Origin of the sequence: Leucobacter iarius (assembly GCF_039530105.1) — a bacterium.
Classification (GTDB): Bacteria; Actinomycetota; Actinomycetes; order Actinomycetales; family Microbacteriaceae; genus Leucobacter; species Leucobacter iarius.
The window spans coordinates 1,517,550-1,543,152 of record NZ_BAAAOB010000001.1; the positions used below are offsets into that span (position 1 = coordinate 1,517,550).

The 25,603-nt window shown below is 70.5% G+C and carries 29 protein-coding genes and 1 riboswitch; of the genes, 18 read left to right on the top strand and 11 right to left on the bottom strand.

Features of this window, described 5'->3' with window-relative positions:
- Window positions 1-8: 8 nt before the first annotated feature.
- The 5 genes from ABD169_RS06695 to ABD169_RS06715 all read left to right on the top strand — a co-directional run bounded on the left by ABD169_RS06695 (window position 9) and on the right by ABD169_RS06715 (window position 3,307).
- Window positions 9-581, top strand: a complete 573-nt coding sequence (locus ABD169_RS06695) for a hypothetical protein (RefSeq protein WP_344030823.1) — start codon at window positions 9-11, stop codon at window positions 579-581.
- Between the two features lie 597 nt (window positions 582-1,178).
- Window positions 1,179-1,517: a hypothetical protein gene (locus tag ABD169_RS06700; protein WP_344030825.1), complete on the top strand. Its 339-nt coding sequence runs from the start codon at window positions 1,179-1,181 to the stop codon at window positions 1,515-1,517.
- A gap of 11 nt (window positions 1,518-1,528) precedes the next feature.
- Window positions 1,529-1,912, top strand: coding sequence for a hypothetical protein (locus ABD169_RS06705; RefSeq protein WP_344030827.1), 384 nt, complete (start codon window positions 1,529-1,531; stop codon window positions 1,910-1,912).
- A gap of 205 nt (window positions 1,913-2,117) precedes the next feature.
- Entirely contained in the window at window positions 2,118-2,528 is a 411-nt protein-coding gene (locus ABD169_RS06710; protein ID WP_344030829.1) for a hypothetical protein, read from the top strand.
- Between the two features lie 200 nt (window positions 2,529-2,728).
- The gene (locus tag ABD169_RS06715; RefSeq protein ID WP_344030831.1) at window positions 2,729-3,307 is read left to right on the top strand and encodes a DUF805 domain-containing protein; all 579 of its coding nucleotides are present in this window, start codon (window positions 2,729-2,731) and stop codon (window positions 3,305-3,307) included.
- Window positions 3,308-3,362: 55 nt separating this feature from the next.
- Here ABD169_RS06715 and ABD169_RS06720 read toward each other — a convergent pair whose 3' ends face one another.
- Together ABD169_RS06720 and ABD169_RS06725 are read right to left on the bottom strand one after the other, a co-directional pair.
- Window positions 3,363-4,202, bottom strand: coding sequence for a sigma-70 family RNA polymerase sigma factor (locus ABD169_RS06720; RefSeq protein WP_344030833.1), 840 nt, complete (start codon window positions 4,200-4,202; stop codon window positions 3,363-3,365).
- 17 nt (window positions 4,203-4,219) lie between these two features.
- Window positions 4,220-4,753, bottom strand: coding sequence for a carboxymuconolactone decarboxylase family protein (locus tag ABD169_RS06725; protein WP_344030835.1), 534 nt, complete (start codon window positions 4,751-4,753; stop codon window positions 4,220-4,222).
- A gap of 241 nt (window positions 4,754-4,994) precedes the next feature.
- Between ABD169_RS06725 and ABD169_RS06730 the strand changes: the two genes are divergently transcribed.
- The gene (locus tag ABD169_RS06730; RefSeq protein WP_344030837.1) at window positions 4,995-6,323 is read left to right on the top strand and encodes an MFS transporter; all 1,329 of its coding nucleotides are present in this window, start codon (window positions 4,995-4,997) and stop codon (window positions 6,321-6,323) included.
- A gap of 49 nt (window positions 6,324-6,372) precedes the next feature.
- Window positions 6,373-7,518: an enoyl-CoA hydratase/isomerase family protein gene (locus tag ABD169_RS06735; RefSeq protein ID WP_344030838.1), complete on the top strand. Its 1,146-nt coding sequence runs from the start codon at window positions 6,373-6,375 to the stop codon at window positions 7,516-7,518.
- On the opposite strand, the gene ABD169_RS06740 is transcribed toward ABD169_RS06735, so the two are convergent.
- The gene (locus ABD169_RS06740) at window positions 7,515-8,225 is read right to left on the bottom strand and encodes an IclR family transcriptional regulator (RefSeq protein WP_344030840.1); all 711 of its coding nucleotides are present in this window, start codon (window positions 8,223-8,225) and stop codon (window positions 7,515-7,517) included. The two genes, ABD169_RS06735 and ABD169_RS06740, sit on opposite strands and share 4 nt — an antisense overlap.
- A complete protein-coding gene (locus tag ABD169_RS06745; RefSeq protein ID WP_344030842.1) occupies window positions 8,222-9,625 on the bottom strand; it encodes an aromatic amino acid lyase in 1,404 nt (467 codons plus the stop codon). The genes ABD169_RS06740 and ABD169_RS06745 overlap by 4 nt, the downstream gene beginning before the upstream one ends.
- A 162-nt stretch (window positions 9,626-9,787) precedes the next feature.
- Between ABD169_RS06745 and ABD169_RS06750 the strand changes: the two genes are divergently transcribed.
- From ABD169_RS06750 to ABD169_RS06765, 4 genes are read left to right on the top strand one after another with little or no spacing between them, the layout of a single operon-like run.
- Window positions 9,788-10,891 (top strand): ABC transporter ATP-binding protein, encoded by a 1,104-nt coding sequence (locus tag ABD169_RS06750; protein WP_344030844.1) that lies wholly within the window; start codon window positions 9,788-9,790, stop codon window positions 10,889-10,891.
- On the top strand, window positions 10,888-11,535 hold the full coding sequence (locus ABD169_RS06755) for an ABC transporter permease (protein WP_344030846.1): 648 nt from the start codon (window positions 10,888-10,890) through the stop codon (window positions 11,533-11,535). The genes ABD169_RS06750 and ABD169_RS06755 overlap by 4 nt, the downstream gene beginning before the upstream one ends.
- On the top strand, window positions 11,532-12,278 hold the full coding sequence (locus ABD169_RS06760; RefSeq protein WP_344030848.1) for an ABC transporter permease: 747 nt from the start codon (window positions 11,532-11,534) through the stop codon (window positions 12,276-12,278). Before ABD169_RS06755 ends, ABD169_RS06760 begins: the two co-directional genes overlap by 4 nt.
- A 59-nt stretch (window positions 12,279-12,337) precedes the next feature.
- Complete coding sequence (locus ABD169_RS06765) at window positions 12,338-13,246, top strand: ABC transporter substrate-binding protein (protein WP_344030850.1); 909 nt, start codon at window positions 12,338-12,340, stop codon at window positions 13,244-13,246.
- A 51-nt stretch (window positions 13,247-13,297) separates the two neighbouring features.
- Here the strand turns inward: ABD169_RS06765 and ABD169_RS06770 are convergent, their stop codons facing one another.
- Window positions 13,298-13,651: a VOC family protein gene (locus tag ABD169_RS06770; RefSeq protein WP_046455271.1), complete on the bottom strand. Its 354-nt coding sequence runs from the start codon at window positions 13,649-13,651 to the stop codon at window positions 13,298-13,300.
- Between the two features lie 109 nt (window positions 13,652-13,760).
- On the opposite strand from ABD169_RS06770, the gene ABD169_RS06775 reads away from it, so the two are divergent.
- Window positions 13,761-14,696: a DNA-methyltransferase gene (locus ABD169_RS06775; protein ID WP_046455272.1), complete on the top strand. Its 936-nt coding sequence runs from the start codon at window positions 13,761-13,763 to the stop codon at window positions 14,694-14,696.
- On the opposite strand, the gene pdxT is transcribed toward ABD169_RS06775, so the two are convergent.
- On the bottom strand, window positions 14,693-15,433 hold the full coding sequence (gene pdxT / locus ABD169_RS06780) for a pyridoxal 5'-phosphate synthase glutaminase subunit PdxT (protein ID WP_344030852.1): 741 nt from the start codon (window positions 15,431-15,433) through the stop codon (window positions 14,693-14,695). The genes ABD169_RS06775 and pdxT overlap by 4 nt on opposite strands.
- A complete protein-coding gene (pdxS, locus tag ABD169_RS06785) occupies window positions 15,430-16,350 on the bottom strand; it encodes a pyridoxal 5'-phosphate synthase lyase subunit PdxS (RefSeq protein WP_344030854.1) in 921 nt (306 codons plus the stop codon). The genes pdxT and pdxS overlap by 4 nt, the downstream gene beginning before the upstream one ends.
- Window positions 16,351-16,445: 95 nt before the next feature.
- On the opposite strand from pdxS, the gene pdxR reads away from it, so the two are divergent.
- Window positions 16,446-18,002, top strand: coding sequence for a MocR-like pyridoxine biosynthesis transcription factor PdxR (gene pdxR, locus ABD169_RS06790; protein WP_344030855.1), 1,557 nt, complete (start codon window positions 16,446-16,448; stop codon window positions 18,000-18,002).
- Here pdxR and ABD169_RS06795 read toward each other — a convergent pair.
- From ABD169_RS06795 to ABD169_RS06805, 3 genes are read right to left on the bottom strand one after another with little or no spacing between them, the layout of a single operon-like run.
- A complete protein-coding gene (locus ABD169_RS06795; RefSeq protein ID WP_344030857.1) occupies window positions 17,999-18,406 on the bottom strand; it encodes a DUF488 domain-containing protein in 408 nt (135 codons plus the stop codon). The genes pdxR and ABD169_RS06795 overlap by 4 nt on opposite strands.
- Window positions 18,407-18,410: 4 nt before the next feature.
- A complete protein-coding gene (locus tag ABD169_RS06800; protein ID WP_344030859.1) occupies window positions 18,411-18,818 on the bottom strand; it encodes a DMT family transporter in 408 nt (135 codons plus the stop codon).
- Window positions 18,815-19,138, bottom strand: coding sequence for a DMT family transporter (locus ABD169_RS06805; RefSeq protein ID WP_046454041.1), 324 nt, complete (start codon window positions 19,136-19,138; stop codon window positions 18,815-18,817). Before ABD169_RS06805 ends, ABD169_RS06800 begins: the two co-directional genes overlap by 4 nt.
- A gap of 7 nt (window positions 19,139-19,145) precedes the next feature.
- Window positions 19,146-19,214, bottom strand: a riboswitch (guanidine-III (ykkC-III) riboswitch).
- A gap of 122 nt (window positions 19,215-19,336) precedes the next feature.
- Between ABD169_RS06805 and ABD169_RS06810 the strand changes: the two genes are divergently transcribed.
- Window positions 19,337-19,999: a hypothetical protein gene (locus ABD169_RS06810; RefSeq protein WP_046454040.1), complete on the top strand. Its 663-nt coding sequence runs from the start codon at window positions 19,337-19,339 to the stop codon at window positions 19,997-19,999.
- Here the strand turns inward: ABD169_RS06810 and ABD169_RS06815 are convergent.
- A complete protein-coding gene (locus tag ABD169_RS06815; RefSeq protein WP_344030862.1) occupies window positions 19,996-20,340 on the bottom strand; it encodes a GNAT family N-acetyltransferase in 345 nt (114 codons plus the stop codon). The genes ABD169_RS06810 and ABD169_RS06815 overlap by 4 nt on opposite strands.
- A 143-nt stretch (window positions 20,341-20,483) precedes the next feature.
- On the opposite strand from ABD169_RS06815, the gene ABD169_RS06820 reads away from it, so the two are divergent.
- Genes ABD169_RS06820 through ABD169_RS06835 form a run of 4 tightly spaced genes read left to right on the top strand, consistent with a single transcriptional unit; the run spans window position 20,484 to window position 25,550 of the window.
- Window positions 20,484-21,830: an MFS transporter gene (locus ABD169_RS06820; RefSeq protein WP_344030864.1), complete on the top strand. Its 1,347-nt coding sequence runs from the start codon at window positions 20,484-20,486 to the stop codon at window positions 21,828-21,830.
- Window positions 21,827-22,432 (top strand): hypothetical protein, encoded by a 606-nt coding sequence (locus tag ABD169_RS06825; protein WP_344030866.1) that lies wholly within the window; start codon window positions 21,827-21,829, stop codon window positions 22,430-22,432. The genes ABD169_RS06820 and ABD169_RS06825 overlap by 4 nt, the downstream gene beginning before the upstream one ends.
- Complete coding sequence (locus tag ABD169_RS06830) at window positions 22,429-24,219, top strand: adenosylhomocysteinase (protein WP_344030868.1); 1,791 nt, start codon at window positions 22,429-22,431, stop codon at window positions 24,217-24,219. The genes ABD169_RS06825 and ABD169_RS06830 overlap by 4 nt, the downstream gene beginning before the upstream one ends.
- Before the next feature lie 38 nt (window positions 24,220-24,257).
- Window positions 24,258-25,550 carry an amidohydrolase family protein gene (locus ABD169_RS06835; RefSeq protein WP_046454048.1) on the top strand — a complete coding sequence of 431 codons (1,293 nt, stop codon included), beginning with the start codon at window positions 24,258-24,260 and terminating at the stop codon, window positions 25,548-25,550.
- The last annotated feature ends 53 nt before the right edge of the window (window positions 25,551-25,603 follow it).

The following is a 25,603-nucleotide window of genomic DNA, read 5'->3' on the forward strand; positions in this document are numbered from 1 at the left end:
AGACGCAGATGATGAGCTTGCACGAGCAGTACGTGCTAGCCGGCGAGCGGTACATGAGTCTGAACGACCGTGTGGCGGCGCTACAACGCGAGGTATTCGAGGACGCCTGGAAGGATGGCGGCGCGAGCTCAGAGGTGATACCCGGATCTGGATACACCCATGGAGGGGAACTCGAGGGTGATGAGCGGGGCGAGAGTTACTACTTCTCGGTGTCTCGTTGGCATCAAGCAGAAAGGGAAGCGAAAACGCTGCTGACGCGTGTGGCGGATAACTGGTCAGCCAAGAGTTGGGACGTCGGCCGGGAGAGGTCGTCCTACAACGGCGAGGAGCGGATCACTACGACCACTCCCGAGGGGTACTGGTTCGAGCTTGCCGAGCAGGGGAGCGAAATCAGCCTGACCGGGTTCTCCCCGGTCTATTGGGGTGATGAGCTGAAGATCAGTATGGCGATCGGTGCCCGTCGGGATGCCGAACGGGAGGGCGGTCTCGCCTGGTACTCGGACCACCCGATGGTGGAGGGGCGAATGACGCTGCTGCCGGGTGTGTACCGGCCGTTCCCGGCCTGGGATGCGGTGAAATGAGGAATAGCGGGCGCCGTTCACGGAAGGGAATCCGATAGATATGCTCTCGACGCCCTTGGAGAACCGCAACCTCGTCGCAAACGGAGAAGGTGCTCCACGACCTTAAGGCGTTGTCGTTTGGGCGGGAGCTGCAATGATCACGGTGGAGCCTGGTACTGGGATCGAGTCGATTGTGAAATCGACAGTCACCATCGACTTCATGAACGGACGCTTGGCGTGCAGGTCCGCACCCGACACGGAGCTGGGGTGTCTTGATCGCGGCGGTGCGTGTGGAAGGGCAATAATCCGCGCAGCAATCCCGGGCTCACGACACTGCCGTCATATCAGGGACCGAACGACAAGCTCATCAGGGGGCGCCCGAGATGTTCTCAACGCTCCTAGAAAACCACAACCTCGCCACAAGCGTCGATAGGGCAAATTTTGGAGAATCTGTATCTTGGCGGCGATTTCTAAGTTCGAACTGATCTAAACGAGTCCTCCCTGCAATTCGTTCTCACCCATCTGGAGACTGAAGGGGGCTTGCGATTCTCGGCAAGGCCGATTGTGTATTTGATTCAGATAGCCTAATGGTTTTCCCAAAATGGCAGGAGGCGCGGCGTGTATGTAGATGGTGTGGAGGGGTTTCGGCAGAGGGTCCAGTCGAAATTTGGTGCACGGGCAAAGTACCAGTGCAGCTACTTGAGCCAGGGTTACGTGTTGTTTGATTTGTATGGGGTGTTTGGATTTAGATTTTTCGTATCCGAGGAGCCATATGATACGCTTCAAGTTGCTCTTGAGCTCGCCTCGAATCGAGTTACTAATTCTCTCCTGGGAAGAGAGTTGGTGTTTATTGAGAACAGCGAACGCGGAGTCGAAGAAGCCCTCAATGTAGTTGACTGGTATTGCAGGCTTCGTCTTCCTGAAAAGTATCTTGCAGTGTGTGACGAACTCTACTGAAAGGTTGCGCTATGAGGTTGAGTGAAACTGGCCTATTTAAGCTTGCTGGCGTAAGAATGTATATTGAAAGAGCGCTTCCGGGTGTAGCTCGGTATGTAGATACAGTCCGTCTTGATCGTGAGCGAGATCCGGAAGGCGGGTATGTGAGGTTTGCGTTCTACGACTCGGTGGTCTTCGGGTTCGGCTTTTCTGGGGCACCGTACTCTTCGATTGGAGAATTCTTGCAGATCAATGAAGGTGTGACTGTGACCGAATTTGCTGGCAGGGATTTTGCGTTCATTGAAAATCCAGAAGAGGATTTTTCGATCGCCCTCGAGCGGATCCATGAATACTCCAGGCTTCGCCTCACTGACAAGTTCCTGGAGGCGTATGCCCGCGCGGGTAGGCAAGGATGATCGTGCTCCCGGGATTCTTTGACGCCAGCAGCGGGGCCTCGCTCGGGTAGGAGATTGGCGTGGCTGGACCCTCAGCGAAGTGGATCGGAGTTCCTTGATTGGTAGCGCACGTTGGGGCGCAGGCGCCGAGAAGGCGACAGGTCGATGGGAGTCAAATGTGGAGCTGCGTGTACCGAAGATCTCAAATTTTCGTAGGAGGTACCCATTGGACAACGCCGATGCGGGGCGAGTGCTCTCCCTGGACACGCATGATAATCAAAAGGTTCTCGAGATTCTCCGCGAATCTGAAGATCGAGATGCCGTGTTTTGCTATCTGAGGTTTTGGGTTCGGGCGGCAGGACCCAGGATCTCCGCATCAGGGAATTTTGCGGCGGCTGATGTGCACGTTGAGGAGTTCGTGCAAGGGATCGAGAACGGCAGCAAGGCTACGCTTTGGGACATCGACGGCGAGGGCGCCATCTCTATCGAGTGCACGAATCTGATCGGGCACTTCAACGTGAGCGTCTGGCTGGGGAACGTCGAAGGAGATCGTGCCTGGATCTCTTTCGAAACCGACCAGACCGCGATCATTCCTTTTGCGCGCGGCTTGAAAAGACTTGCTGCGAAAAGGTCCTGACTGCTGTGCAGCCACCTGTCCTGCTTCCGCAACTCAGTCAGGTCGTGCTGTCCGCTGCTCCAGCCATCCCGGATGTTCCAGCCTGGCCCAAGGTTGGGCGGTCGAAACACCCGTACTCCCCGATGCCGGCCTCTCAATCCCGGCAAGCTGTGCGAGCCGAACAACCCGCTGCTGTAACGACCTGACCAAGAAAGCTCTCGATGACCTTCCCCCAGTCTCCGACCACCGAGGCCGGGCCGACCAGACTCCTGCCCCTCGGCGACGCACGAGACCGACTCGACGGAGCCGCGGCCCCGAACCAGCTCGACCGACCGCTCTACGGTGCAACGTTCGGGCAGGCCTTCGTCCGCCTCTTCCGCGGTTTCGCCCGCTTCACCGGGCGGTCCTCTCCGAGCGAGTTCTGGTGGGGGATCCTGGTGCTGGCCATCCTGCGCATCTTCCCCTACCTGCTGTTCCTCCCCATCGTGTTCATCGGGTCCGGCCTCGACCCCTACGACCCGGTCAGTCCAGCCGTCAACATCGGACTGAACATCGCTGCGATGTACGCATTCCTGCTCATGCTCGCCGTCGCCCTCGGTTCGCTGATCCCGCTGCTTTCGATCACCTGGCGGCGCCTGCAGGATGCAAACCTTGCTGGGCCGCTGGCGCTGCTCATGCTGCTCCCGGTGCTCGGACAGATCGCCGTGCTCGTCATGGTGCTGACGTCATCGAATCCGGCCGGTCGCCGCTTCGACCGGGCGGTCTTCGCGGGTGCCCCGCCCGTGCAAACCACCCGGTGACGGCGGACCCGGGACTCGCGCACCGTCGGGCGGCGCACGCCGGTCGTTCCGTGCCTCACCCGATCTCGCGGGTCTCCATCGCGACGATCCGATCGGCTTCCGAGGTGAACGCGAGCAGCGATGCGGGGACGCCGCCGTCGATCGCCACGACCGCGAAGCCGTCGCCCAGCTCGACGATCTCGAAGTCGAACCCCCGCGCGTAGCGGTGGTACGCGGCAGCGCTGCTCGCGACCCGCTCCGCGCCGCGGACGATCCGCACACCCTCGGCACCCAGATCCTGCCGGAACTCGACATCGGGATGCAGCACCGCCAGCAGACCCTCGAAGTCGCCGCCCCGCGCGGCCGCGAGGAACGCCTCGACGACCGCGCGCTCCTGCGCGCGTGCGACCGCACGTCGGGGGTCCTCCGGTGAGGTGCCCCGCACCCGGTCCCGTGCGCGGCTCGCGAGCTTGCGCGCCGCGGGGACCGTCCGATCCACCACCGGTGCGATCTCGCCGAACGACAGCCCGAACACGTCGTGCAGCACGTACGCGAGCCGCTCGTCCGGGGACAGCTGCTCCAGCACCAGCATCAGCGCGTAGCCCACGCGATCGGCGGTCTCCGCCCGCGCGACCGGCCCGTCCTGCTCCGGCACCGGTTCCGGGTCGGGGAGCAGGTCCAGGGGGTTCTCGCGCCGTCGGGTGCGACCGCGCAGCTGATCGAGGCAGATCCGGCTCACGACTCGCGTCAACCAGGCGCGGAGATCCTCGACATCGGGATCGGTGCGCGCCGCACGCAACCAGGCCTCCTGGACCGCGTCCTCGGCATCGGCGTGCGAGCCGAGCATCCGATACGCGACGGTCGTCAGATAGGCCCGATGCGACTCGAACGCTTCGCTCAACGGCGTCGTCTGCATGATCCGCAACCTAGCGGTCAGCGTGCGCCGGCCGGCTGACGGATCGCCGCGTTGATGCGATTCCACGCGTTGATCGCGCTGATCTCGAACAGCAGCCCCGAGATCTGGCGGTGGGTGAAGTGCTGCAACAGTTCCGCCCAGAGCGCATCGGACACCGGATCGTGGTGGTCGGCGAGGCGCGTGAGGACCTCGGTGAACTCGAGCGCCGCCCGCTCCGCGGCGGTGAAGTACGGTGCTTCGCGCCACGCGGCGACGGCGAACACGCGCTGCGGATGCCCGCCGTCCTCGACGACCTGGCGCGAGTGATCGACGACGCACCAGCTGCAGCCGTTGATCTGGCTCGCGCGCAGCGAGACCAGGTGCAGCAGCGATTCCGGCAGCCCGGACGCGTGCGCGATGCCGTTCACTCCGGCGAGCGCGTCGATGCCGCCTTCGAGCAGGAAGCCGGGGTGGGGCATCCGCGCCTTGTGCGTGACGAGCTCCTCCGCAGCGGGCGCGGGAATGGGTGCGGGTGCGACGGCAGTGGTGCCGGTGACGCTGTCGATGCTCATGTCGGGGTGCTCCTTCGGATTCGGATCATGCGGCCGAGGAAATCGGCCGCATGGAGAAGACGAACGAGCGGCCGGGAGTGTGACCGGATCGGCGAAACTTCTCGCGCCCGCCGGGAACGGGCGTGCCCGAACGCACGGATCGGCGCCGTCGATCGCCGGAGGACGCGGACTATCTGACGCTGCGTGACCGGCTCGGATCAGCGGTCCGGATGCCGCCGAAGCCGCGTGATAGCGTGCACGAGTGAGCGACGCAGACGAACCCGGCAGCAGATCGAGCCGGCGGTTGCGGGGCCTTCTCGTCGACATCTCGCCCCTGCGCGAGAGCCCCGCCTTCGCGCGGCTCTGGATCGGCACCTCCGTCGCCCAGATCGGGGCACAGGTCACCATCGTCGCCGTCGGATTGCACGTCTACGCGCTGACCCACTCGACGCTCGCCGTCTCCATGGTCGCCGTCTGGGCGCTCGGCCCCATGATCCTCGCGGGGCTCTTCGGCGGCGCCCTCGCCGACCGCTACGACCGGAGGCTCGTCGCGCTCGTCACCGCGATCATCGCCTGGATCTGCATCGGCGCGCTCACCACGATCGCCTTCCTCGACGTCGAGACCCTCTGGCTCTACTACGCGCTCGCGGCGGGCAACGCGGCTGCCGCGACGATCATGGGCGCCGCGCGCGGCGCGATCCTGCCGAAGCTCCTGCCGAACCACCTGCTGCCGGCCGCCGCCGCGCTCGGCGGCATCACCATGGGCCTCGCGGTCACCGTCGGTCCGGCGGTCGCCGGTATCACCGTCGCCGCGTGGGGGTACCCGTGGACCTACCTGCTCGACGCGGTGCTGTTCACCGCCGCGTTCGTGGGGATCTTCGGCCTGCCGCAGCTCCGCCCCGACGTCGCGGTGACCGGGTTCGGCCTGTCGTCGGTCGCGGACAGCCTGCGGTTCCTGCGTCGCGCGCCGAACATCCGCGCGACCTTCGTGTTCGACCTCGTCGCGATGATCTTCGGCACGCCGCGCGTCGTCTATCCGGCCGCGGGCGCCGTGCTGCTGGGCGGGGGATCGGTGACGGTGGGCGCGCTTACGGCGTCCTTCGCCGTCGGGGCATTGCTCAGCGGGCTGCTCTCGGGCCCGCTCGGCCAGGTGCGCCGCCAGGGCCGCGCGGTCACGCTCGCGATCCTCGCGTTCGGGGCGAGCACCGCGCTCTTCGGCGTCGTGCTGCTCGTCACGGCGATCACGCACGGCACCGAGCCGGGGCGCGGGCCCATCGTGCCGGCGATCGTGCTCGGCGGGATCGCGCTGGCGGGGGCCGGGGCGAGCGACAACGTCAGCGCGGTGTTCCGCACCACAATCCTGCAGGCCGCCGCACCGGACGAGGTGCGTGGGCGCATGCAGGGCCTCTTCTCGGTGGTCGTCGCGGGCGGCCCCCGTGTCGGCGACCTGGTCGCGGGACTGATCGCGACCGCGCTCGCGCTCTGGGCGCCGGCCCTGGTCGGCGGGCTCGTGATCATGGCCATCATGCTGGCCTTCCTGCGCGTGTACCGTGGGTTCCAGCAGTACGACGCGGTGCATCCGACCCCCTGACCGGGATCGCGGAGCGCCGGATCAGCATCGAGCCCCGAAGGGATCGCACGTGACCGAGGACCTCCGCACCGAAGCCGAACCGCTCGTGATCGTCCGGCAGGACGGCGCCCTGCTGCGCATCACCCTGAATCGGCCGCGGGCGATCAATGCGCTGACCCGGCGGATGGCCGAACTGGTGCGCGCCGCGATCCGAGGTGCGGCCGAGACGCCCGGTGTCACCGCGATCTGGCTCGACGGCGCCGGCGACCGCGGGTTCTGCGGCGGCGGCGACGTGAAGGCGATGTCGAGCGACGGGCTCACGGGTGCGCTCGCGTTCCTCGCGGCCGAGTACCGGGCGGATCTCGCGACCGCGCGGTCCGAACTGCCGGTGATCGGCGTCATGGACGGGATCACGATGGGCGGCGGGATCGGCCTGACGGGGCACAGCGCGCTGCGGATCGTGACCGAGCGCAGCCGACTGGCGATGCCCGAGACGCGGATCGGGATCGTGCCGGACGTGGGCGGGCACCTCCTGCTTTCGCGGGCACCGGGTCGACTCGGCGAGATGCTCGCGATCTCGTCGGGATCGATGGGCGCGGGGGACGCGCTGATGCTGGGCTTCGCCGACCACTTCGTGCCGAGCGATCGGCTGGCCGACCTCGCCGAGCGGATCGCCGCGGGCGAGGATCCCGAGGGAGCCGCCCGGGCGATCGCCGCCGAGAGCCTCGACGGTTCGACCGGAGCCGCCCCCGTCGTGGAGACCCCCGTGCTCGACGCCCGGGTCTGGTTCGACCCGATCGCCGATGCCGCGCTGGGCCGGGCCGATCGCGCGGGCGCCGACGGCGTGCTCGCGGATCCCGTGGGCGCCGCGGAGCGGTTGCTGCGCGGCCTCGAGACCTCGGAGCACCCGCGCGCCCGTGCGCTGGGAGCCGAGGTGCGCGAGCTCTGCCCGACCTCCGTCGCCGTGACGCTGGCCCAGCTCGCGCGCACCCGCCGCGACGGGCTCGGTCTCGCCGAGGTGCTGGCGGACGACTACCGCGTGCTCGGGCGGCTGCTCGCGCGCCCCGACTTCGCCGAGGGCGTGCGGGCGCAGCTCATCGACAAGGACGGCGACCCGCGATGGGCGCCGGACTCGATCGAGGGGCTCGACCGCGCCGAGATCGCCCGGATCCTCGCCCCGCACGCGGAGGGCGAGGACCCGCTCGACCTCGACTAGCGCAGCGCCGCAGTGAGATCGATCGAGGCGTTCGCGACCAGCGGGCCGAGCTCAGCGACGTGTTCGGAACCCATGCGGAAGCTGGGCCCGACGATGCTGATCGAGGCGACGATGTCGCCCGCGGGGTCGAGCACCGGAGCCGCGACGACCGTGGCATCGGGGGCGGACAGCGCTTCGAGCACGAGGAACCCGGAGCTCGGCGTCCGCCCGTCGAACACCGCCCCGACCGCCGAACCGTCCATCGGCGCGGTCCGTCCGGCCCAGCCGGAGAAACCGACGTGCCGGATGGGCTGGTCGCTCTGCACTTCGCGCAGGTAGATGCAGGTGCGTCCAGGGCCGCGGACCGCGAGATAGCTGGACTCTCCGCTGAGCTCGGTGAGTCGCTGCAGGACGTCGGCAGATCGCTCGAAAAGATGCTCGGCGGAGCTCGGCTCGGCGTCGAAGCGTGAGCGGGCGAATCGGTGCCCCGCCACGTAGCCGCCGTCGTCGGTCCGCGCGATGTACCCCCAGTGCTCGAGCGCGCGGAGCGACCGGAGCGTCGTGCTGGTCGGCAGGCCGCTCGAGCGGGCGAGATCGCTCAGCGGTTGAGGGCCAGAGTCGACGATGAGCGTGAGGAGTTCCAGCGCCCGATGCACCGCGCGGGGTCCGGCTCCGGAGTCGATCCCGTCGGCCCCTTCGGTGGAGGTCTCGGGGGTGCTCGGGGTCATCGGGACTCCTTCGTGCTCTGCGGCGGCTGCTCGAACCGAATCCTATCGAGAGCGTCCACGGCGTCGAGCAGTTCGACGCTCAGGTCTCGATCCTCGAGCCCTCCGCGTGCCGACGGAAGCCCGACGACGCCGTCGAACGCGCCGGGGAGCCTGCGGAGCGCGATCGCGAAGCAGGCGAGCATGGTCCGATAGCTGCGGACGGCGCGATCCAGCCGACGCACCGCCTGCGGGGTGAACGGGGCGTGTTCCTCGGCCCCCAGCGAAAGATGGACACCGTGCCCGCCGTGCGCGCTCGCGAGATCCCGGATCTGCGCGAGGGCATCGGCTGCCGCGTACTCGAGCATCATCGCCCCCGTCGAATCGGCGCTGCCGTCGCCGAGGAATTCGGCCGCTCCCGTGTATCGGGGATCCATGAGGAGTCCGAGGCGGGCGAGCAGCAGACTCGCGTCCTGGGCGAGCGCCCGGATCATGGTGCCGATGGCCAGTTCGATCTCGACGGTATAGAAGTTGCCGGTGTGCGCGATCCGCTGCTCTTCGATGAAGACCCTCGGGTTCTCGTGAGCTCCGTTCACGTCCTGCAGGACCGCGTCGCGGCAGCGTTCCCAGACGAGACGCAGTGCGCCGAGCGATTGCGGGAGCAACCGCATGGAGAACGGATCCTGCACGCGCGTACCGGACTCGGAAGCGGGCGGCGCGAGGCGTGACGCGGCTCTCCGGACCGGGGGCTGGCGATGCGCGAACGCCTCGGCGGCGAAGTGCTCGACCGTGGTCCCGAGTGCGCGGGCGGTCGCCGCCCCCAACACCGTCGCGGCGTCGAGGGCGCGATCGAGGTCGTCGAGGGTGAGCGCCGCATCGGCGAGGGTGAGTGCGCTGCTGCTCATGAACGGAAGGCCGTCGGAAGGCGCGAAACCGCCGTACGCCCCATCGCCGGTGAGCTGCAGCGCGGTCGAAGCGAGGGCTCCGAGATCGCCCGTGCCCAGCGCCCCGCCGAAACGGACCCGGGGGAGTCGACCCGGTTCGCTCGCCCGGACCAGGGCTTCAGCCAGGGCCGGGCTCACACCGGAACCTCCCCGGGTGATCTGGTGGGCGCGGACGAGGAGCATCGCCCGGACTCTCGCAGCGTCGACCTCCTCTCCGAGCTGCAGTGCGTGACTGCGCCAGAGGCGGAGGCACGAATCGCGGGTGCGCTCGACCGGGACCGAGCGCCGGGCGCCCACCCCGGTGGAGAGCCCGTATACGGGACGTGCGGCGGCGAGGCGCAGCAGGGTCTCGTGCGCATCGGCGATGGTTCGGACCCCGGCCGAGGAATACGCGATCCGGCCTCGGCCTCGCGCGAAGGTCCCGATGTCGTCGATGGTGATCGGGCGGTCGCCGAGGAGTAGTGGCTGCGCGTCGTTCATGGGGCTCCCTCCAAGCGGCGCGCCTCTGCGCCGGGGCCGTGCAGGTCTTGACAGGTGCGATGTTCCTCGTGTTTCATTGCATGAACATCTTGAATTTCATTCTATGGCAAAGGAGCGCGGGATGGAACGGCGAATCGAAGACGAACGCCAGGTGGCGACGCGATGAGCAACATGATCGAATTCCGGGACGTCGAGAAGCGCTACCCCGACGGCACCGTCGCGGTCCGCTCGCTCTCGCTCGACGTCGCCGAAGGGCAGACCACCGTGTTCGTCGGCCCGAGCGGCTGCGGCAAGACGACCAGCCTGCGCATGATCAACCGCATGATCGAGCCGACCGCGGGCCGCATCAGCATCGATGGAATCGACGCGGCCACGCTCGCGAAGGCCGAGCTCCGGCGCGGCATCGGCTACGTGATCCAGAACGCCGGCCTGTTCCCGCACCGCACGGTTGCGCAGAACATCGCGACCGTGCCCCGGCTGAACGGTGTTCCCGCGGCGAAGGCGCGCGACCGCGCGATGCAGCTGCTCGAACTCGTCGGCCTCCCTGCGGAGTTCGCGGGCCGGTACCCCTCGCAGCTCTCGGGCGGCCAGCAGCAGCGCGTCGGCGTCGCCCGGGCGCTCGCCGCAGAGCCCCGGGTGATCCTCATGGACGAGCCCTTCTCCGCGCTCGACCCCGTCGTCCGCGCCGAACTGCAGGAGGAGTTCTCGCGGCTCGGGCCGGAGCTCGGCACCACGATCGTGTTCGTGACCCACGACATCGACGAGGCGATCCGTCTCGGCGACCGCATCGCGGTGTTCGAACCGGGCGGCGTGCTCGCCCAGTACGCCGCACCGGAAGAACTGCTGGAGGCGCCGGCGAGCGAGTTCGTGGCCCAGTTCGTCGGACGCGATCGAGGATACCGGGCGCTCTCCTTCGAGACGTTCGACGTGGACGCCTTCGACGCGCTGGGCTCCCTCGATCTCGTCGCGGTCGGCGACCGGGATCCGGGCCTCGCCGGCAGGTGGAGCGGACTCGTCGATGCCGCCGGCGCCTTCCTCGGCTGGATCGACGACGGTCGCGGCGACGCGGCTTCGATCCGCTCCCGTGCGGGTGCCGTCCGGCCGGGCGACAGCATGCGCAGCGCGATGGACGCGGTGCTGACGAGCCCGACCGCGCGCGCGGCGGTCCTGGGCGATGGCGACCGGGTGCTGGGGACGATCGGACTGGCCGAGCTCGCCGAGGCCGGCGTCGGCGGGCAGCGCGGCGGAGCCGGAGCGCGACCGTGATCGACTGGCTCCTCGACAACGGCACGAGGGTGCTCGGCCTCGCCGGGCTCCACGTGGTGCTCGCGCTCGCATCCACGCTGCTCGGCCTGCTCGTCGCCCTGCTCGCGGGCATGCTCGTGGCTCGGGCGCCGAGGGTCTCCGGACCGGCGCTCGCCATCAGCGGGATCCTCTTCACGATCCCGTCGCTGACGCTCTTCATCTTCATCCCGATCCTCTTCGGCACCAGGATCCTCGATCCGGTGAACATCGTGATCGCGCTCTCGGTCTATGCGTTCGCACTGATCTTCGGCGGTGTGGTCGAGGCGTTGCGGGCAGTGCCGATCGAGACTCGGCAGGCCGCCGAAGCGATGGGGATCGGCCGGGTCCGCATGCTGTTCACGGTCGAGCTCCCGCTCGCGATCCCCGTGATCGGTGCGACGCTCCGCGTCGCCGCTGTATCGAACGTCAGCCTGGTCTCGGTCGGAGCGCTGATCGGGGTCGGCGGACTCGGCGATCTCTTCACCGAGGGATTCCAGCGCAACTACCTCGTGCCGATCGTCTGGGGGATCCTACTGAGCGTGCTGCTCGCACTCGTCGTCGATCTCTGCATCGTGTGGGGCGAACGCGCCGCCACGCCCTGGATCCGAGCGGGGGAACGACGATGATCTTCCAGCAGATCCTGGCCTTCTTCTCGGACCCGGCCAACTGGTCGGGGCCCGACGGGATCCCGGTGCGCGTCGGCGAGCACCTGCTCTACACCCTCGTCGTCATCGCGATCGCGGCGGTCATCGCGCTGCCGGCCGGCGCGATCATCGGGCACACCCGCAAGGGATCCTGGATCGTCATCAACATCGCGAACGCATCGCGCGCGCTCCCGACGCTGGGTCTCCTGACCCTGATGGTGCTGCTGCTCGGGCTCGGCTTCACGCCCGCCGCGATCGTGCTCGTCATCCTCGCGATCCCGTCGATCCTCACCGCGGCCTACGCCGGTGTGAAGGGCGTCGACCCCGGTGTCGTGGACGCGGCGCGTGGGATCGGGATGCCCGAGTGGCGGATCCTCCTGACCGTCGAGCTGCCGATCGCTGCGAAGGTGATCCTCGGCGGGTTCCGTTCGGCCGTGCTGCAGATCATCGCGACCGCCACGGTCGCGGCGTACATCGCGCTCGGCGGGCTCGGGCGGTTCCTGCTCGACGGCCTGGCGCTGCGCGACTACGGCCAGATGGCCGCCGGTGCGATCCTCGTGGCGCTGCTCGCGCTCGTCGCGGACGGGATCTTCGCCGTCGCCGGTCGGTTCGTCGGACGGCATCAGCGGCGCGCGGTACCGCGGCGGTCGGTGCGGCAGGCGGCCGCGGCGGACGTGACGACGACCCGGGTGATCCGGGTCGGCGTCACGGAGGAGGACTCGTGAAGCGGTGCTTGCGCGAACGGACCGAACGACCGCCTCTGGCGGCGAAGAAAGGGAAAGCGATGAAGAAACGACACCTCATCCTCGCGGCGGGAGCAGCGGCGCTCCTCGCCCTCAGCGGGTGCGCGAGCGGGGACTCGCTCGGCGGCTCCGGGAGTTCCGGCGGTTCGACCGACTCGAACTCCATCACCGTGGGCTCGGCGAACTTCTCGGAGAACGTGCTGCTGGCGAACATCTATGCCGAGGCGCTCTCGGACGCGGGGTTCTCGGCCACGGTGAAGCCGAACATCGGCAGCCGCGAGGTCGTGATCCCGGCGCTCAAGGACGGCTCGATCGACCTCGTACCCGAGTACAGCGGAGCCCTGCTCTCGTATCTGGATCCGAAGTCGCAGGTGTTCTCGTCGGAAGACGTCACTGCGGCGCTACAGCAGGCGCTGCCGAAGGATCTGGCGATGCTCACCGCGTCCCCGGCCGAGGACAAGGACACCCTCGTCGTGACGAAGGAGACCGCGAAGAAGCACGGTCTCTCCGCGATCGGTGATCTGAAGTCGATCGCGAGCGGCATGGTGCTCGGCGGGCCGCCCGAGAACAAGGATCGCCGTGCCGGGGTGACCGGTTTGAAGGAGCTCTACGGGCTCGACTTCAAGGAGTTCAAAGCGGTGGATCTCGGCGGACCGCTGACCATCGCGGGTCTCAAGAACGGCGACCTCGACGTGGCGTTCATGTTCACCACGCAATCGGCGATCTCGGAGAACGGCTTCGTCGCTCTCGAGGATCCCGAACACATGGCGCTCGCCGAGAACATCGTGCCGGTGCTGCGTTCGGACCGCGAGGACCCCAAGCTCGTGAAGGCGCTCGACACGGTCTCGGCGGCACTCACCACCGAGAAGCTGATCGAGATGAACGCCAAGATCGAGATCGAGAAGCAGGACCCGCAGAAGGTCGCGAGGGCATTCGTCGATTCCCTCTAGTCGGATTCCGGGGCCGCGCCGATGAACGGCACGGCCCCGGAACCCGGCTGCCTAGTGCGGGTCGCCGATGCAGAACTCGTTGCCGTCGATGTCGGCGAAGGTGTCCCACTGGAACCCGGCCTCGCCGCGGGTGCCGAGGTGCTCGGCGCCCCCCGAGACGTAGGCCGTGATGACCTCATCGCGGCTCGCGGTGCCCCGGTCGAAGTCGAGGTGCAGGCGGTTCTTGCCCGGCGTCGGATCTTCGACCAGCTGGAAACCGAGCGCCACGGGGACCTCGGGGGCCCGCACGACGCAGAAGTAGCCCTCGTGGTCCTGCACGATCTCGCCGCCGAGGCGTTCGGCCCACCACGCGGCCAGTTCGCGGGGCCTGCCGGTGTCGATGGTCACCATGCCGAGAGAGGTCATCTTCGTACTCCGTTCGTCGGGGATGCGATGGGGCTCACGCTAGCGGGTGCCGCCGACATCCGGGTTGCCGCCGCGGCATTCGCGCGCGGACGCCGGTAGGCTGATCCGGATGGAGATCGGGAACAGCATGCGCCAGGTGATCGACTGGACCCCTGCGAGTCCCGATCTCGTGCTCGCGGGCGACAATCTGCCGCTGATGCGGGCGCTGCCCCGCGAGTCCTTCACCGTGGCCTACTGCGACCCGCCCTTCAACACCGGGCGTGCGCGCCAGTACGAGCGGGTGCGCGGCACGCGCATCGAGCCGAAGGCCGATCCCGACGCCGCGGGTGCGAACGCGGGCGAGAGCCCCGAAGCGGAGGAGGGCGGTCGCCTGGGCTTCCGCGGGCTCTCCTACGAGGTGGTCCGGGAGCGCACGCTGCGCTTCGACGACCGCTTCGTCGAGTACTGGGAGTTCCTCGAACCCCGCCTCGCCGAGACCTGGCGCCTGCTCGCGCCCGACGGCACACTCTACCTCCACCTCGACTATCGCGAGGCGCACTACGCGAAGGTGCTGCTCGACGGGCTGTTCGGGCGCGACTGCTTCATCAACGAGATCATCTGGGCCTACGACTTCGGCGCCCGCACCAAGCGGCGCTGGCCGACGAAGCACGACACGATCCTCATGTACGTGAAGGATCCGGACCGCTACTACTTCGACGCCGAGGCCGTCGACCGCGAGCCCTACATGGCTCCCGGCCTCGTGACCGCCGAGAAGGCCGCGAAGGGCAAGCTGCCCACCGACACCTGGTGGCACACGATCGTCTCGCCCACGGGCAAGGAGCGCGTCGGCTATCCGACGCAGAAGCCCGTCGGCGTGGTGCGCCGCATGATCCAGGCCTCGAGCCGCCCGGGTGACTGGATCATCGATCCGTTTGCGGGCAGCGGCACCGCCGGCGCCGCGGCGGCGGAGCTGAAGCGCAAGTTCGTGCTCATGGACGACAATCCGGAGTCGATCGCGGTCATGGCGCAGCGCCTCGCCTCCACCGGGGCGGTCGTCGGCCTCTAGCCCGCGGCGAGCCGCGCGTCCGCGTCCGCGTCGGCTCGATCGGGATCGGCGGCGAGCTCGAGGAGCGCGCGGTGCACCGCGGGATCGCCCGAGAGCTCGGGATGGAACGAGATCCCGGTGACCGTGCCGAGCCTGAGCGCGGATCCGATGCCCGCGGCGCCGGCGTCGGACGCGTCCGCGCCGGTGCCGGATGCGCCCGCGGTCGCCGAGGTCGCGCCGAGCACGCGGCCGCCGACCCGGGCGATCGGGCGAGCGCCCGGGCCGACTGACACGATCTCGGGAGCCCGGATCAGCGCTCCGCGCACGGCCCCCTCCGCGCCGGTTCCCGAGACGCCCGCGACGTCCACCGCGAACTCGGCCTCCGTCGAGGCCAGCTGCGCGCCGAAGGCGTTGCGGCGCACGGCGACGTCGAGGAACCCGAGGGATCGCTGGCCCGGAGCGGGATCGAGCACCTCGCGCGCGAGCAGGATCAGGCCGGCGCAGGTGCCGAGCGTCGGGAGTCCCGCCGAGATCGCGGCGCGCAGGGGGCTCGCGAGGTCGAGCAGGCGCAGCAGACGATCCTGCGTGCTCGACTCGCCTCCGGGCAGCACGAGCGCGTCGAGCCGCGGGCCGTCGGGCCCCGCGAGGTCGCGCTCGCGGCGGACGAGGGTCACCTCGGCGCCGAGCCGCTCGAGCACGCGCGCGTGCTCGGCGACGCCGCCCTGGAGCGCGAGCACCCCCGCGCGCACCCGGCTCACCAGCCGCGCTCGGCGAGGCGGTGCGGGGCGGCGAGGTCGGCGACGTTGATCCCCACCATGGCCTCGCCGAGCCCGCGCGAAGCGGCGGCGATCTCGCGGGGGTCGTCGAAGCGGGCGGTGGCGCGCACGATCGCGGCCGCGCGGGCGGCGGGATCGCCCGACTTGAAGATGCCGGATCCCACGAAGACGCCGTCGGCGCCGAGCTGCATCATCATCGCGGCGTCCGCAGGGGTCGCGACGCCGCCCGCGGTGAAGAGCACGACGGGGAGCTTGCCGGTGCGGGCGATCTCGGCGACGAGGTCGTAGGGCGCCTGCAGGTCCTTGGCCGCGACGTAGAGCTCGTCGGCGTCGAGCGAGCCGAGCCGGGCGATCTCCCGTTTGATGGTGCGGATGTGCTTCGTCGCCTCCGAGACGTCGCCGGTGCCGGCCTCGCCCTTGGATCGGATCATGGCGGCGCCCTCGGCGATGCGGCGCAGGGCCTCGCCCAGGTTCGTCGCCCCGCAGACGAAGGGCACGGTGAACGCCCGCTTGTCGATGTGGTTCACGTAGTCGGCGGGGGAGAGCACTTCGCTCTCGTCGATGTAGTCGACCTCGAGCGCCTCGAGCACCTGCGCTTCGACGAAGTGGCCGATGCGGGCCTTCGCCATGACCGGGATCGAGACTGCGGTCTTGATCCCGTCGATGAGGTCGGGGTCGCTCATGCGGGCGACGCCGCCCTGCGCGCGGATATCGGCGGGGACGCGCTCGAGCGCCATGACGGCGACGGCGCCCGCGTCCTCGGCGATGCGCGCCTGCTCGGGCGTGACGACGTCCATGATCACGCCGCCCTTGAGCATGTCGGCGAGGCCGCGCTTCACGAGCGGCGAGCCGATGGCGTCGAGGAGGTCGGGGGTTCCGGGGTTCTGGGAATCAGTCATGCCGAACAGCCTGACGAACCCAATTGGTCCGTGACAAGATCCATTTCTTGTGAGCTCGAATGGACCAAGGGCGGGCGAGGTGCAAGAATCGAGGCATGCTCGATTCCGATCCGCGCGCGCGCGCGCGCTCCGCCAGGGCGGCCTCGCTCACGCTCTCGGCGCCGCTGGACCGCTCGGCGGACGCGCCGCTCCCCGTGCAGCTCGCGGCCCAGATCCGCGACGCGATCGACCGCGGCGTGCTTCGCGCCGGCGAATCCGTGCCGGCGACGCGCGAGCTCGGGCGCCAGCTCGGCGTCGCCCGCGGCGTCGTCGTCGCGGCCTACGAGCAGCTGATCGCCGAAGGCTACCTCTCGGCCGGTCACGGGCGCGGCACCACGGTGCATCCGGAATTGCGGCAGGCCGTGCCGTCCGCTCCGGTGCCGCAGGGATCGGGTCCGCGCTCGGACCCGCGGACGGCCCCGGCGCCGGCGCCCTCACCGGCCGGAGCATCCCGCCCCTTGCCGCGGCTGCCCGGCCCGCTCGCCCCCGGCAGGCCGATCAGTGACGCGGTCGACCGGCCCGCCTGGCGTTCGGCCTGGCGCACCGCCGCCGCACGCGCCCACCTGGCCGCTCCCGAGCTCGGCGATCCTCGGCTCCGCGCCGAGATAGCGGAGCACCTGCGCCGCATGCGCGGCACCGCGCGCGACGCCGAGGACGTGATCGTGACCGCCGGCGCGCGCGAGGGGCTGGGGCTCGTGCTCACCGCGCTCGGCACGACCCGCGGCCGGGCGCTCGCCGTCGGGGTCGAGGACCCCGGGTATCCCTCGCTCCGCGGGGTCGCGGCCCGCCACGGGGCGCAGGTCTTCGCGCTTCCCGCAGATGCCGACGGGCTCGACACCGCGCGATTGCCCGAGGGGGTCCTCGACGTGGTGATCGTCACGCCGAGCCACCAGTATCCGCTGGGAGGATCGCTCCCGCTCGCGCGGCGGCGCGAACTGCTCGACTGGGCCCGGCGCCGCGGGGTCGTGATCGTCGAGGACGACTACGACTCCGAACTGCGGCACAGCGGCAGTCCGCTGCCGACGCTCGCGGCGCTCGACGATCCCGCCGCGGGGGCGGTGCTGCTGCTCGGCACCTTCTCGCAGACCATCGCACCGGCGCTCTCGGCGGGCTTCCTGCTCGCGCCCTCCGGCCTGCGCGGGGTCATCGAACCCGTGCGGGAGGAGCTGGGCGGGCCGGTCTCGACCGTCGTGCAGACGGCGCTCGCCGAGTTCCTGGCCACGGGCGAGCTGCGCCGGCACACCGCTCGGATGCGGCGCCGGTACGCGATCCGCAGGGAGCTCGTGGGCGAACGGCTCGCCGGCATCGCCGGGGTCCGCGTGCGACCCACGCACGGCGGGCTGCACGCCGTGGTCGAGCTCGGACCGGGAGCCGGCGGCCGCGAGCGGGAGGCCGCCGCGGTGCGCCGGATCGAGCAGGCCGGGCTCGGCGGAGCCTCGCTCGAGCGCTACTGGCAGCGGCGGGAAAGGATCCCGAGCGCGCACAGCGCATCCGGTGCTCCGGGCGGCTCGGCCGCGCCGCAGCACGGGATCGTGATCGGTCTCGGCGGAGCCGACGAGGCCGAGTTCGATCGCGCACTGCGGCACTTCCGCGAGATCCTCGAAGCGGACTAGCGCGCTCCGGAGGGATCCGGATCGGTCGCCTCCGCGCGGTCGCGCAGCGCGTCGCGCAGCACCATCGCGTGGTTCCGGACCGGATCCTTCGCACCGTAGACGAGCGTGATCCGCGGCACCGAGCGGGCGAGGGCGAGCAGCCGATCGAGCGCCGCCAGCCCCGCGCCCTCGGAGAGCTCCGCGCGGTACCGCGCGGCGAACGCCGCGAAGTGCTCGGGGGAGTGCCCCTCGGGATCGTGGTGCCACTCCGTGCGCAGCTCGGCGCTCGGTGCGGCCTCCTTCGCCCAGTCGTCGAGGGCCGCACGCTCACGGCTCACGCCGCGCGGCCACAGCCGATCCACGAGGACGCGGGTGCCGTCGGACGGTGACGCGGGCTCGTAGGCCCGCTTCAGCAGGATCTCCACGGCCTCAGTCTTGCACGGACCCGCTCTCGGCGTCCGCGGCCTTCCGCGGGGACGCCGGTGCGAACTTCAGCCCGATCACGCAACCGACGATGCCGGCGATGAACAGGAGCTTCAGCACGGACACCGGTTCGGTCCCGAGCACCATCGAGGCGAGCACGGTCAGCGCCGCGCCGGTTCCGGTCCAGACCGCGTACGCGGTGCTGAGCGGGATCCCGCGCATCGCGTACCCGAGGCCGATCATGCTGAGCGGCGCGGCGACCGCGAACACGAGCGAGGGGGCGAGCACGGTGAACCCGTGCGAGGCGTGCAGTGCGAGCGCCCAGATCGCCTCCAGCACCGCGCTCGCGAGGAGCACGCTCCACGCGGAGGCCTGGCTCGGGGTGCGGCCGTCGCGGCGGCCCTGCGCGGTCATGCGCTCACCAGCTTCAGGCCGGCGACGCAGGCGATCAGGCCCGCGAGCAGCGCGATCCGCAGCACGGTGGCGCGCTCCTTGCGGGTGATCATCGCCCAGGCCGCGGTGAGTACCGCGCCGAGCCCGACCCAGACCGCGTAGGCCGTACCGACCGGGATCTCGCGCATCGCCCAGGCGAGCCCGACCATCGAGGCCGTGACCGAGACGACGAAGAGCACGCTCGGCCAGAGCTTCTTGAAGCCCTTCGATGCGTCGAGCGCCGAGGCCCAGACGGCCTCGAGCATTCCGCTGAGGATCAGGACGATCCATGCGACAGACATATCCACCTCCGTGGCAGTCTTGTCGCTGGGCGGGTACTGCTCCCTCGTCCGCGCTTCGACTCAGAGCGAAGCCCCTCCAGGCTCGCACACTCGGTGCGGGCTGGCAACCCGCGACTCACCGGATGCACAGGTGCATGATGCGCGAGGCACCCCGGTTGCGGAATACTGGTCTGCGAGCGTCTGAGGAAAGGGGGCTGCGTGTTCGGTTGGTCGAAGAAGCGCAAGCGTCCGGGCTCGCGCGCCCCGCGCAAGCTGCCGCGCCGGGTGCTCGCCCCCGTCGAGGAGATCGTCGAGCAGGGTCTGCTCGTCGCCGATGTCGCCGTCCGCATGACGGTGAAGAACGACATCATCATGAACGCCCTCAAGAAGCACATGGACTACGACGAGACCAAGGTCGTCGACATGGTCCGCGAGGCGACCGAGGACCTGGCCGCCGAGCGCGAACGCGATGCGAAGCACATCAGCCGTGTCCGCGGCGAGATCCGTGACACCGGTCGCAGCGCTTGGAGCGAGTCCGAGTACGGCAACGAAGACAACCGCACGCTGCGGCACCGCCAGGAGGTCTACGAGAACATCGCGGCCGAGCTGCGCCGCCGCGCGGCCGATCCCGAGTACCTCTCGGAGACCGCCACGCGCGCCCGCGCCGCCGCCTGGGAGGAGATCGGCGACTCGCTGAAGGAGCGCGCCACGCACCCCTACTACAGCGGGGGCGCGAGCGCGGAGTACCGAGAAGCCCGGGACTCCCGGATCCAGCAGCTCATCGAGAAGGACCTGACGGCGCTTGTGCGCGAGCACGCGGAGCCGAAGGCCGGTCTGTTCAAGAAGCGCCGCGCCAAGAAGGGCGACGACGAGGAGGACTAATCCTCAGAGCCGGTCGCGGCATCCGCCGCCGCACCGCCCGCGAGTTCGGGGTGCCGCTGCAGGTAGCCCGCGATGAACCAGCAGGACGCCTCGATGCGCCGGCCGGTCGTGACCGGGTCGGTCAGCGCCCGCTGCGCGAGCACGCCCGCGAGACCGGTGCCGCGCAGCGACGGATCGACGACCGTGTGGTCGAAGTCGATCGCGTCGTCGCCGAGCAGCGAGTAGTGTGCTTCGCCGATCTGCGCTCCGTCGCGTGTCAGCACGAAGCGGTCCCGCTCCGGTTCGTGGGTGAGCAGGATCCCGTCGGCCGCGGCCGACGCCTCATCGAGATATCTCGCCATGGGTTTAGGGTACGCCGCGGACCGCGGACCGCGGACCGCGGACCGCGAACCGGCGTCGGAGGCGCCCGCTACCCTGGAACTCCCGGAACACCGCCCCGCGCAGCGCCGCTCCGCGCTCGCCGTCGCATCCCTCGAGGAGCCCCGTGACCACCACTCAGGCGCCCACACCGCCGTCCGCCGCGCTCTCCGCGGCCCAGGCCCGACGCGTGGCGGTCGCCGCGCTCGCCGGAACCGCCATGGAGTGGTACGACTACTACCTCTTCGGGCTCGCCGCCGCACTGGTGTTCAACCGCCTCTACTTCACGACCCTCGACCCCCAGGCCGCTGCGCTGGCTGCCTTCGCGACCTTCGGCGTCGGCTTCGTCGCGCGCCCGCTCGGCGCGATCCTGTTCGGCACCCTCGGCGACCGCATCGGCCGGCGCCCGACCCTCGTCCTCAGCGTCGTGCTCATCGGTACGGCGACCGCGCTCATCGGTCTGCTGCCCGACTTCGCATCGATCGGCATCGCGGCACCCGTGCTGCTCGTGCTGCTGCGTCTGGTGCAGGGCGTCGCGGTCGGGGGCGAGTGGAGCGGAGCGATGACCATCGCCGTCGAGCACGCCCCTGCGCGGCTGCGCAACCGCCTGGCGGCGCTCGTGCAGCTGTCGTCCCCGATCGCGACCCTGCTCTCGAGCGGAGCCTTCTCGCTCGTGCTCCTGCTGCCTGCCGCGGACTTCGACGCCTGGGGGTGGCGCGTGCCCTTCCTCGCGGCGATCCCGATGCTGCTCGTCGCGGTCTGGCTCCGCCGCCGCATCGAGGAGTCGCCGGCGTTCGTCGAGCTCGTCGGCTCGGGGCGGCGCGCCCGGATCCCCGTGCTCCAGGTGATCTCGCGGGCCCCCGGTCGGCTCGGCATCGCGATCCTGGTGTCGCTGCTCGGGGTGGGCGGGTTCTACTTCATGAACACCTTCCTGGTGAACTTCGGCTCGGGCGCGCGCGGTCTCGACCGCCAGCTCATGGTCAACGCGACGCTCATCGCCGCCGTCGTACAGGTGGGCGTCACCCTGCTCTCGGGCCGGCTCGCCGAACGCTTCGGCCCGGGCCGGGTGACGCTCTGGGGCGGACTCGCGACCGCCGCGGTCGCGTTCCCGGTGTTCTGGCTCGTGGATTCGCGACAGCCGGTCGCCGCAGTACTCGCGGTCTGCCTCGGCCTCGCCGCCGTGATCCTCGCCTACGGGGTCGCCGGACCGGCGCTCACCATGCTCTTCCCGTCCGAGCTCCGCTACTCGGGGGTGAGCCTCGGCTACAACCTTGCGGCCGTCATCGGCGGTTTCCTGCCGCTGCTCGCGCAGGCCTCCCTCGGGTGGTCGGGGAACGCCTCGTGGGGTCCGGCGCTGCTGTTCGCCGTCTTCGGTCTGGCCACGGCGCTCGGCGGAGCCCTCGCGCACCGCATCATCGAACCCGCGTCGAACGCCGTCGACCCGGGCGACAGCCCCGAACCGGGGGAGCGATGACGCTCGCGGGCCGTCGCATCGCCGCGGTCGCCGCAGCGGGTGCGGTCGCGCTGCTGCTCTCCGGGTGCGGCAGCCCCGAGCCCGAACCCCAGAAGCTGACCCTCTCGGAGGCCGGAATCCACTACCTCAGCGCGGTCTGTCCGGTGAACGGGGCATGGGATCGGGCCGATGTCGAACTGGATCGGCTCAGGCTCGTGCTCGCGCGCGGCGCCGCCGCGGCCGGGAAAGCCGAGGTCGTGCCGTTCTCCGAGGCCATCGGGGAGGTCGGGGCGGCAAGCACGCGCGCCGCGGAGGAGCTCGGCACGACCGCCATCGTCTGGCCGAAGGCCGCGGCCCCGATCATCGACGCGGTGCGCGATTCCCTCGCCGCCGACGCCGCGCAGGCGAAGCGCGTAGCGAAGCTCGACGCGGCCGCGGCGATCGCCTACCGGTGGGACCCGGGCGATGCGGCGGCGAGCGACACCCGGGCACGCGCCGCCCTCGGCCTGACGGGCGAACCGCAGGCCGCGTGCGCGCAGTGGCGGGCCGAACAGCAGAAGAAGTCGAAGTCGAAGTCGAGCGAACCGGCGCCGAGCACCGGCGCACCGAAGGAGCAGCAGTGACGGAGCACGGCGGAGCCGCGGACGCGGAGCGCGAACTCGAGCAGAGCACCGAGCGGGCGGTGCGCCTCGCCGCCCGCGCCGGCAACCGGCTGCTCGCCGGCGGCCGGGCGGAGGTCCGGATCCACGACTCCGCCCGTGCCGCCGCGATCACGGGCGTGCTGACGCGCATGGGGGTCCGCGTCGGCGCCGGTTCCGGTGCCGGGCGACCCGATTTCGTGTTCGCCGCCCGCGACGGAGCACGCATCGCCGATACGATCCGAGCGTTCGCGCGAACCGACAGTGCGGTGACCGGCCTGCCCGTCACCGTGATCCCCGTTCCGCTCGGTCCGTCGACGAGCGACATCGAGGGCGACCTCGACCTGACCGGGACCGTGCTCGCGATCCTGGGCGCCGATTGGCGGGCCGAACCCCTGCGGCGCGACATCCTCGCCTTCCACGGACCCGAGGGCAGCGCGGCGGTGGCCCTGCGTACCGGCCTGGCACCCGAGGCTGATGCCGAAGCGCGCATCGCCTGGGCGGCGCTCGGCATGCCCGTCACCGCGGCGCTCGCCGCGGAACTGGCCGAACGCCGCAGCGTCGCGGGAACCCGGGTCGCCGTGAGCCTGGTGCTCGAACCCAAGACCAGCGCGCTCGCCCTGGCCCTGCAACGGGCGGGCGCCGAGGTCGCCGTGTTCAGCGCCGTGAGCGAGACGGATCCGTCGGTGGCGCGGGCGCTCGCCGCGGGCGGCGTCCGGGTGTTCGCTCCGCAGACGCAGGTGGCCGCGCACGAGGCCGCGGCGGTCGACGCCGAGCACGCCGCGGGGGTGCTCGACTGGCGGCCGCAGTTGCTCGTCGATGACGGCTCCCACCTGATCCGGCTCGCCCACTCTGAACGCCCCGAAGCGCTCTCGGGGCTGCGCGGATCCAGCGAGGAGACGACGAGCGGGGTGCGCCCGCTGCACGAGATGGCGGCCGCGGGCGAACTGCGCCTGCCCGTGATCGCGGTGAACGACGCGCGCACGAAGACGGACTTCGACAACCGCGTCGGCACGGGGCAGTCCTGCGTGCTCGCGGTGGCGGACCTGCTCGATCCCGACGACGCCCCGCCGCTCGTGCTCGAACGTCCCCTCGTCCCCGTCGCGGGCACGTCCTGGACCGTCGTCGGCTACGGGCCGGTCGGCGAGGGTGTGGCGCGCTTCGCGGCGGCGCTCGGCGCGCGGGTCACCGTGGTCGAGCGCGATGCCGTCCGCGCGCTCTCGGCGGTGCACGACGGCTTCGCGGCGGCTCCGCTCGCCGAGGCCTGCGCCTCCGTCGATGTGGTGATCAGCGCGACCGGCGTCTGGCACACGCTCGACGGGGCCGTGCTCGCGGCGCTGCGTCCCGGCACCGCGGTCGCCGTCGCCGGAGGCATCGACGACGAGCTCGGGCTCGATGAGCTCGGTGCGGCGGGCTGGACGGCACGGGAACTCGCGCCGGGCATCGCCGAGTGGAGCGAGCCCGGCAGCGAGGCGACGGAGCACGGGATCCTGGTCCTCGCCGATGGCGGCGGCGTGAACTACACGGCGGGGGAGGGGAACCCCATCGAGGTGATGGACCTCTCGTTCGCGACGCAGCTCGCGGCCCTCGACCGGCTCGCGCGCACCGAGCTCGAACCGGGGGTGCACGCGATCGACACCGCCGACGAGCTCCGGGTCGCCGCCGCCGCGCTCGCGGCGCGCGGGGACGGCGCGGACCCCGCGCCCGTCGGCGCGCGTCCGGGCGGTGCTGCTCAGCCGTGGCGTGTGCACCGTTACCGCTCCGCCGGCTGAATCGGGCCGGGCCCGCCGCAGGCCATACACTCGACACCGTGACTGCCGCCCCCGAGATCGTCGTCCACAGCGCTGACCTGGTGCTGCCCGTGACCAGCCCCCGCATCCGCGACGGAGCCGTCGCCGTGCGCGACGGCCGGATCCTGCACGTGGGGGACCGCCGCTGGGTGCTCGACGCGCTCGCCGAGCGCGGCGCGGCGTTCCGCGAGGAGCACTGGACCGGCGCGATCGCCCCGGGCCTCGTCAACGCGCACACGCACCTGCAGTACACCCGCATGACCGAGGTCGCCGAGCGGCACTACACCGGCTTCGACGACTGGGGCGACGCCTTCGACGTCGCCTACGAGGCCGGCGACCACGACTGGGCCGGCGCCGCCGCGGACGGTGCGCGCATGTCGCTCGCCGCGGGCGTCACGGCCGCCGCCGACGTCGTCACCGACGAGCCCGCGCTCTCGGCGCTGCACGATGCCGGCATGCACGGCATCGCCTACTGGGAGGTCTACGGCGCCAGCAACGAGGACTGGACCCCGGAGGCCCGCGACGAGGTGCTCGAACGCATCCGTCGCATCCCGACCCCGCCCGGTGCGGGTGTCTCGCCGCACGCGCCCTACTCGCTCGACGTGCAGCCGCTGCTCGAGCTCCCCGACCTCGTGCGCGAGGAGGGCCTGCGCCTGCACATCCACCTGGCGGAAGCGCACATGGAGCGCGAGCGCGGCACGGGAACGCCGGGGCACGAGACCTGGCCCGAGCTCGGAGCCGACAGCTTCCGCGCGCTGCGGTCGCGGGGGATCGGGGTCTCCTCCACCCAGTTCGTCGACCATCTCGGCGTGCTCGGGCCCGACTGCCACATCGCGCACGGGGTCTACGTGAGCGCCGCCGACCGTGCGCTGCTCCGGGCGCGGGGCACGAGCGTCGCACTCTGCCCGCGCTCGAACGAGATCATCGGCCTCGATATGCCGCCGGTCGCGGACTACCTGCGCGAGGGCAATGCCGTCGCGGTGGGCACCGACTCGCTCTCGTCCTCGCCCTCGCTCGACCCGCTCGCCGATGTCGCGCTGCTCTACCGCGTCGCCCGGCAGCAGGGCTACGCGGATCGCGATCTGCACCAGCGCCTCTTCTCCGCGGTCACCCTCGGCGGCGCGACCGCTCTGGGGCTGCACGTCGGCAAGCGCCGTATCGGTCAGCTCGGCGTGGGAGCGCTCGCGGATCTCGCGCTGTTCGACATCGATGCGCGGGATCCCGACGCCGCGCTCGCGCAGCTCGTCGAGGACGGTGCCGGTCGCTGCGCGCGCACCATCGTCGCGGGCGAGGAGCGCTACGCGGCGTCCTGAGCGAGCCGTGCGGCGGCGCGGCCCGGCGCGTGTGACGTTCCGTGACGTCGGGT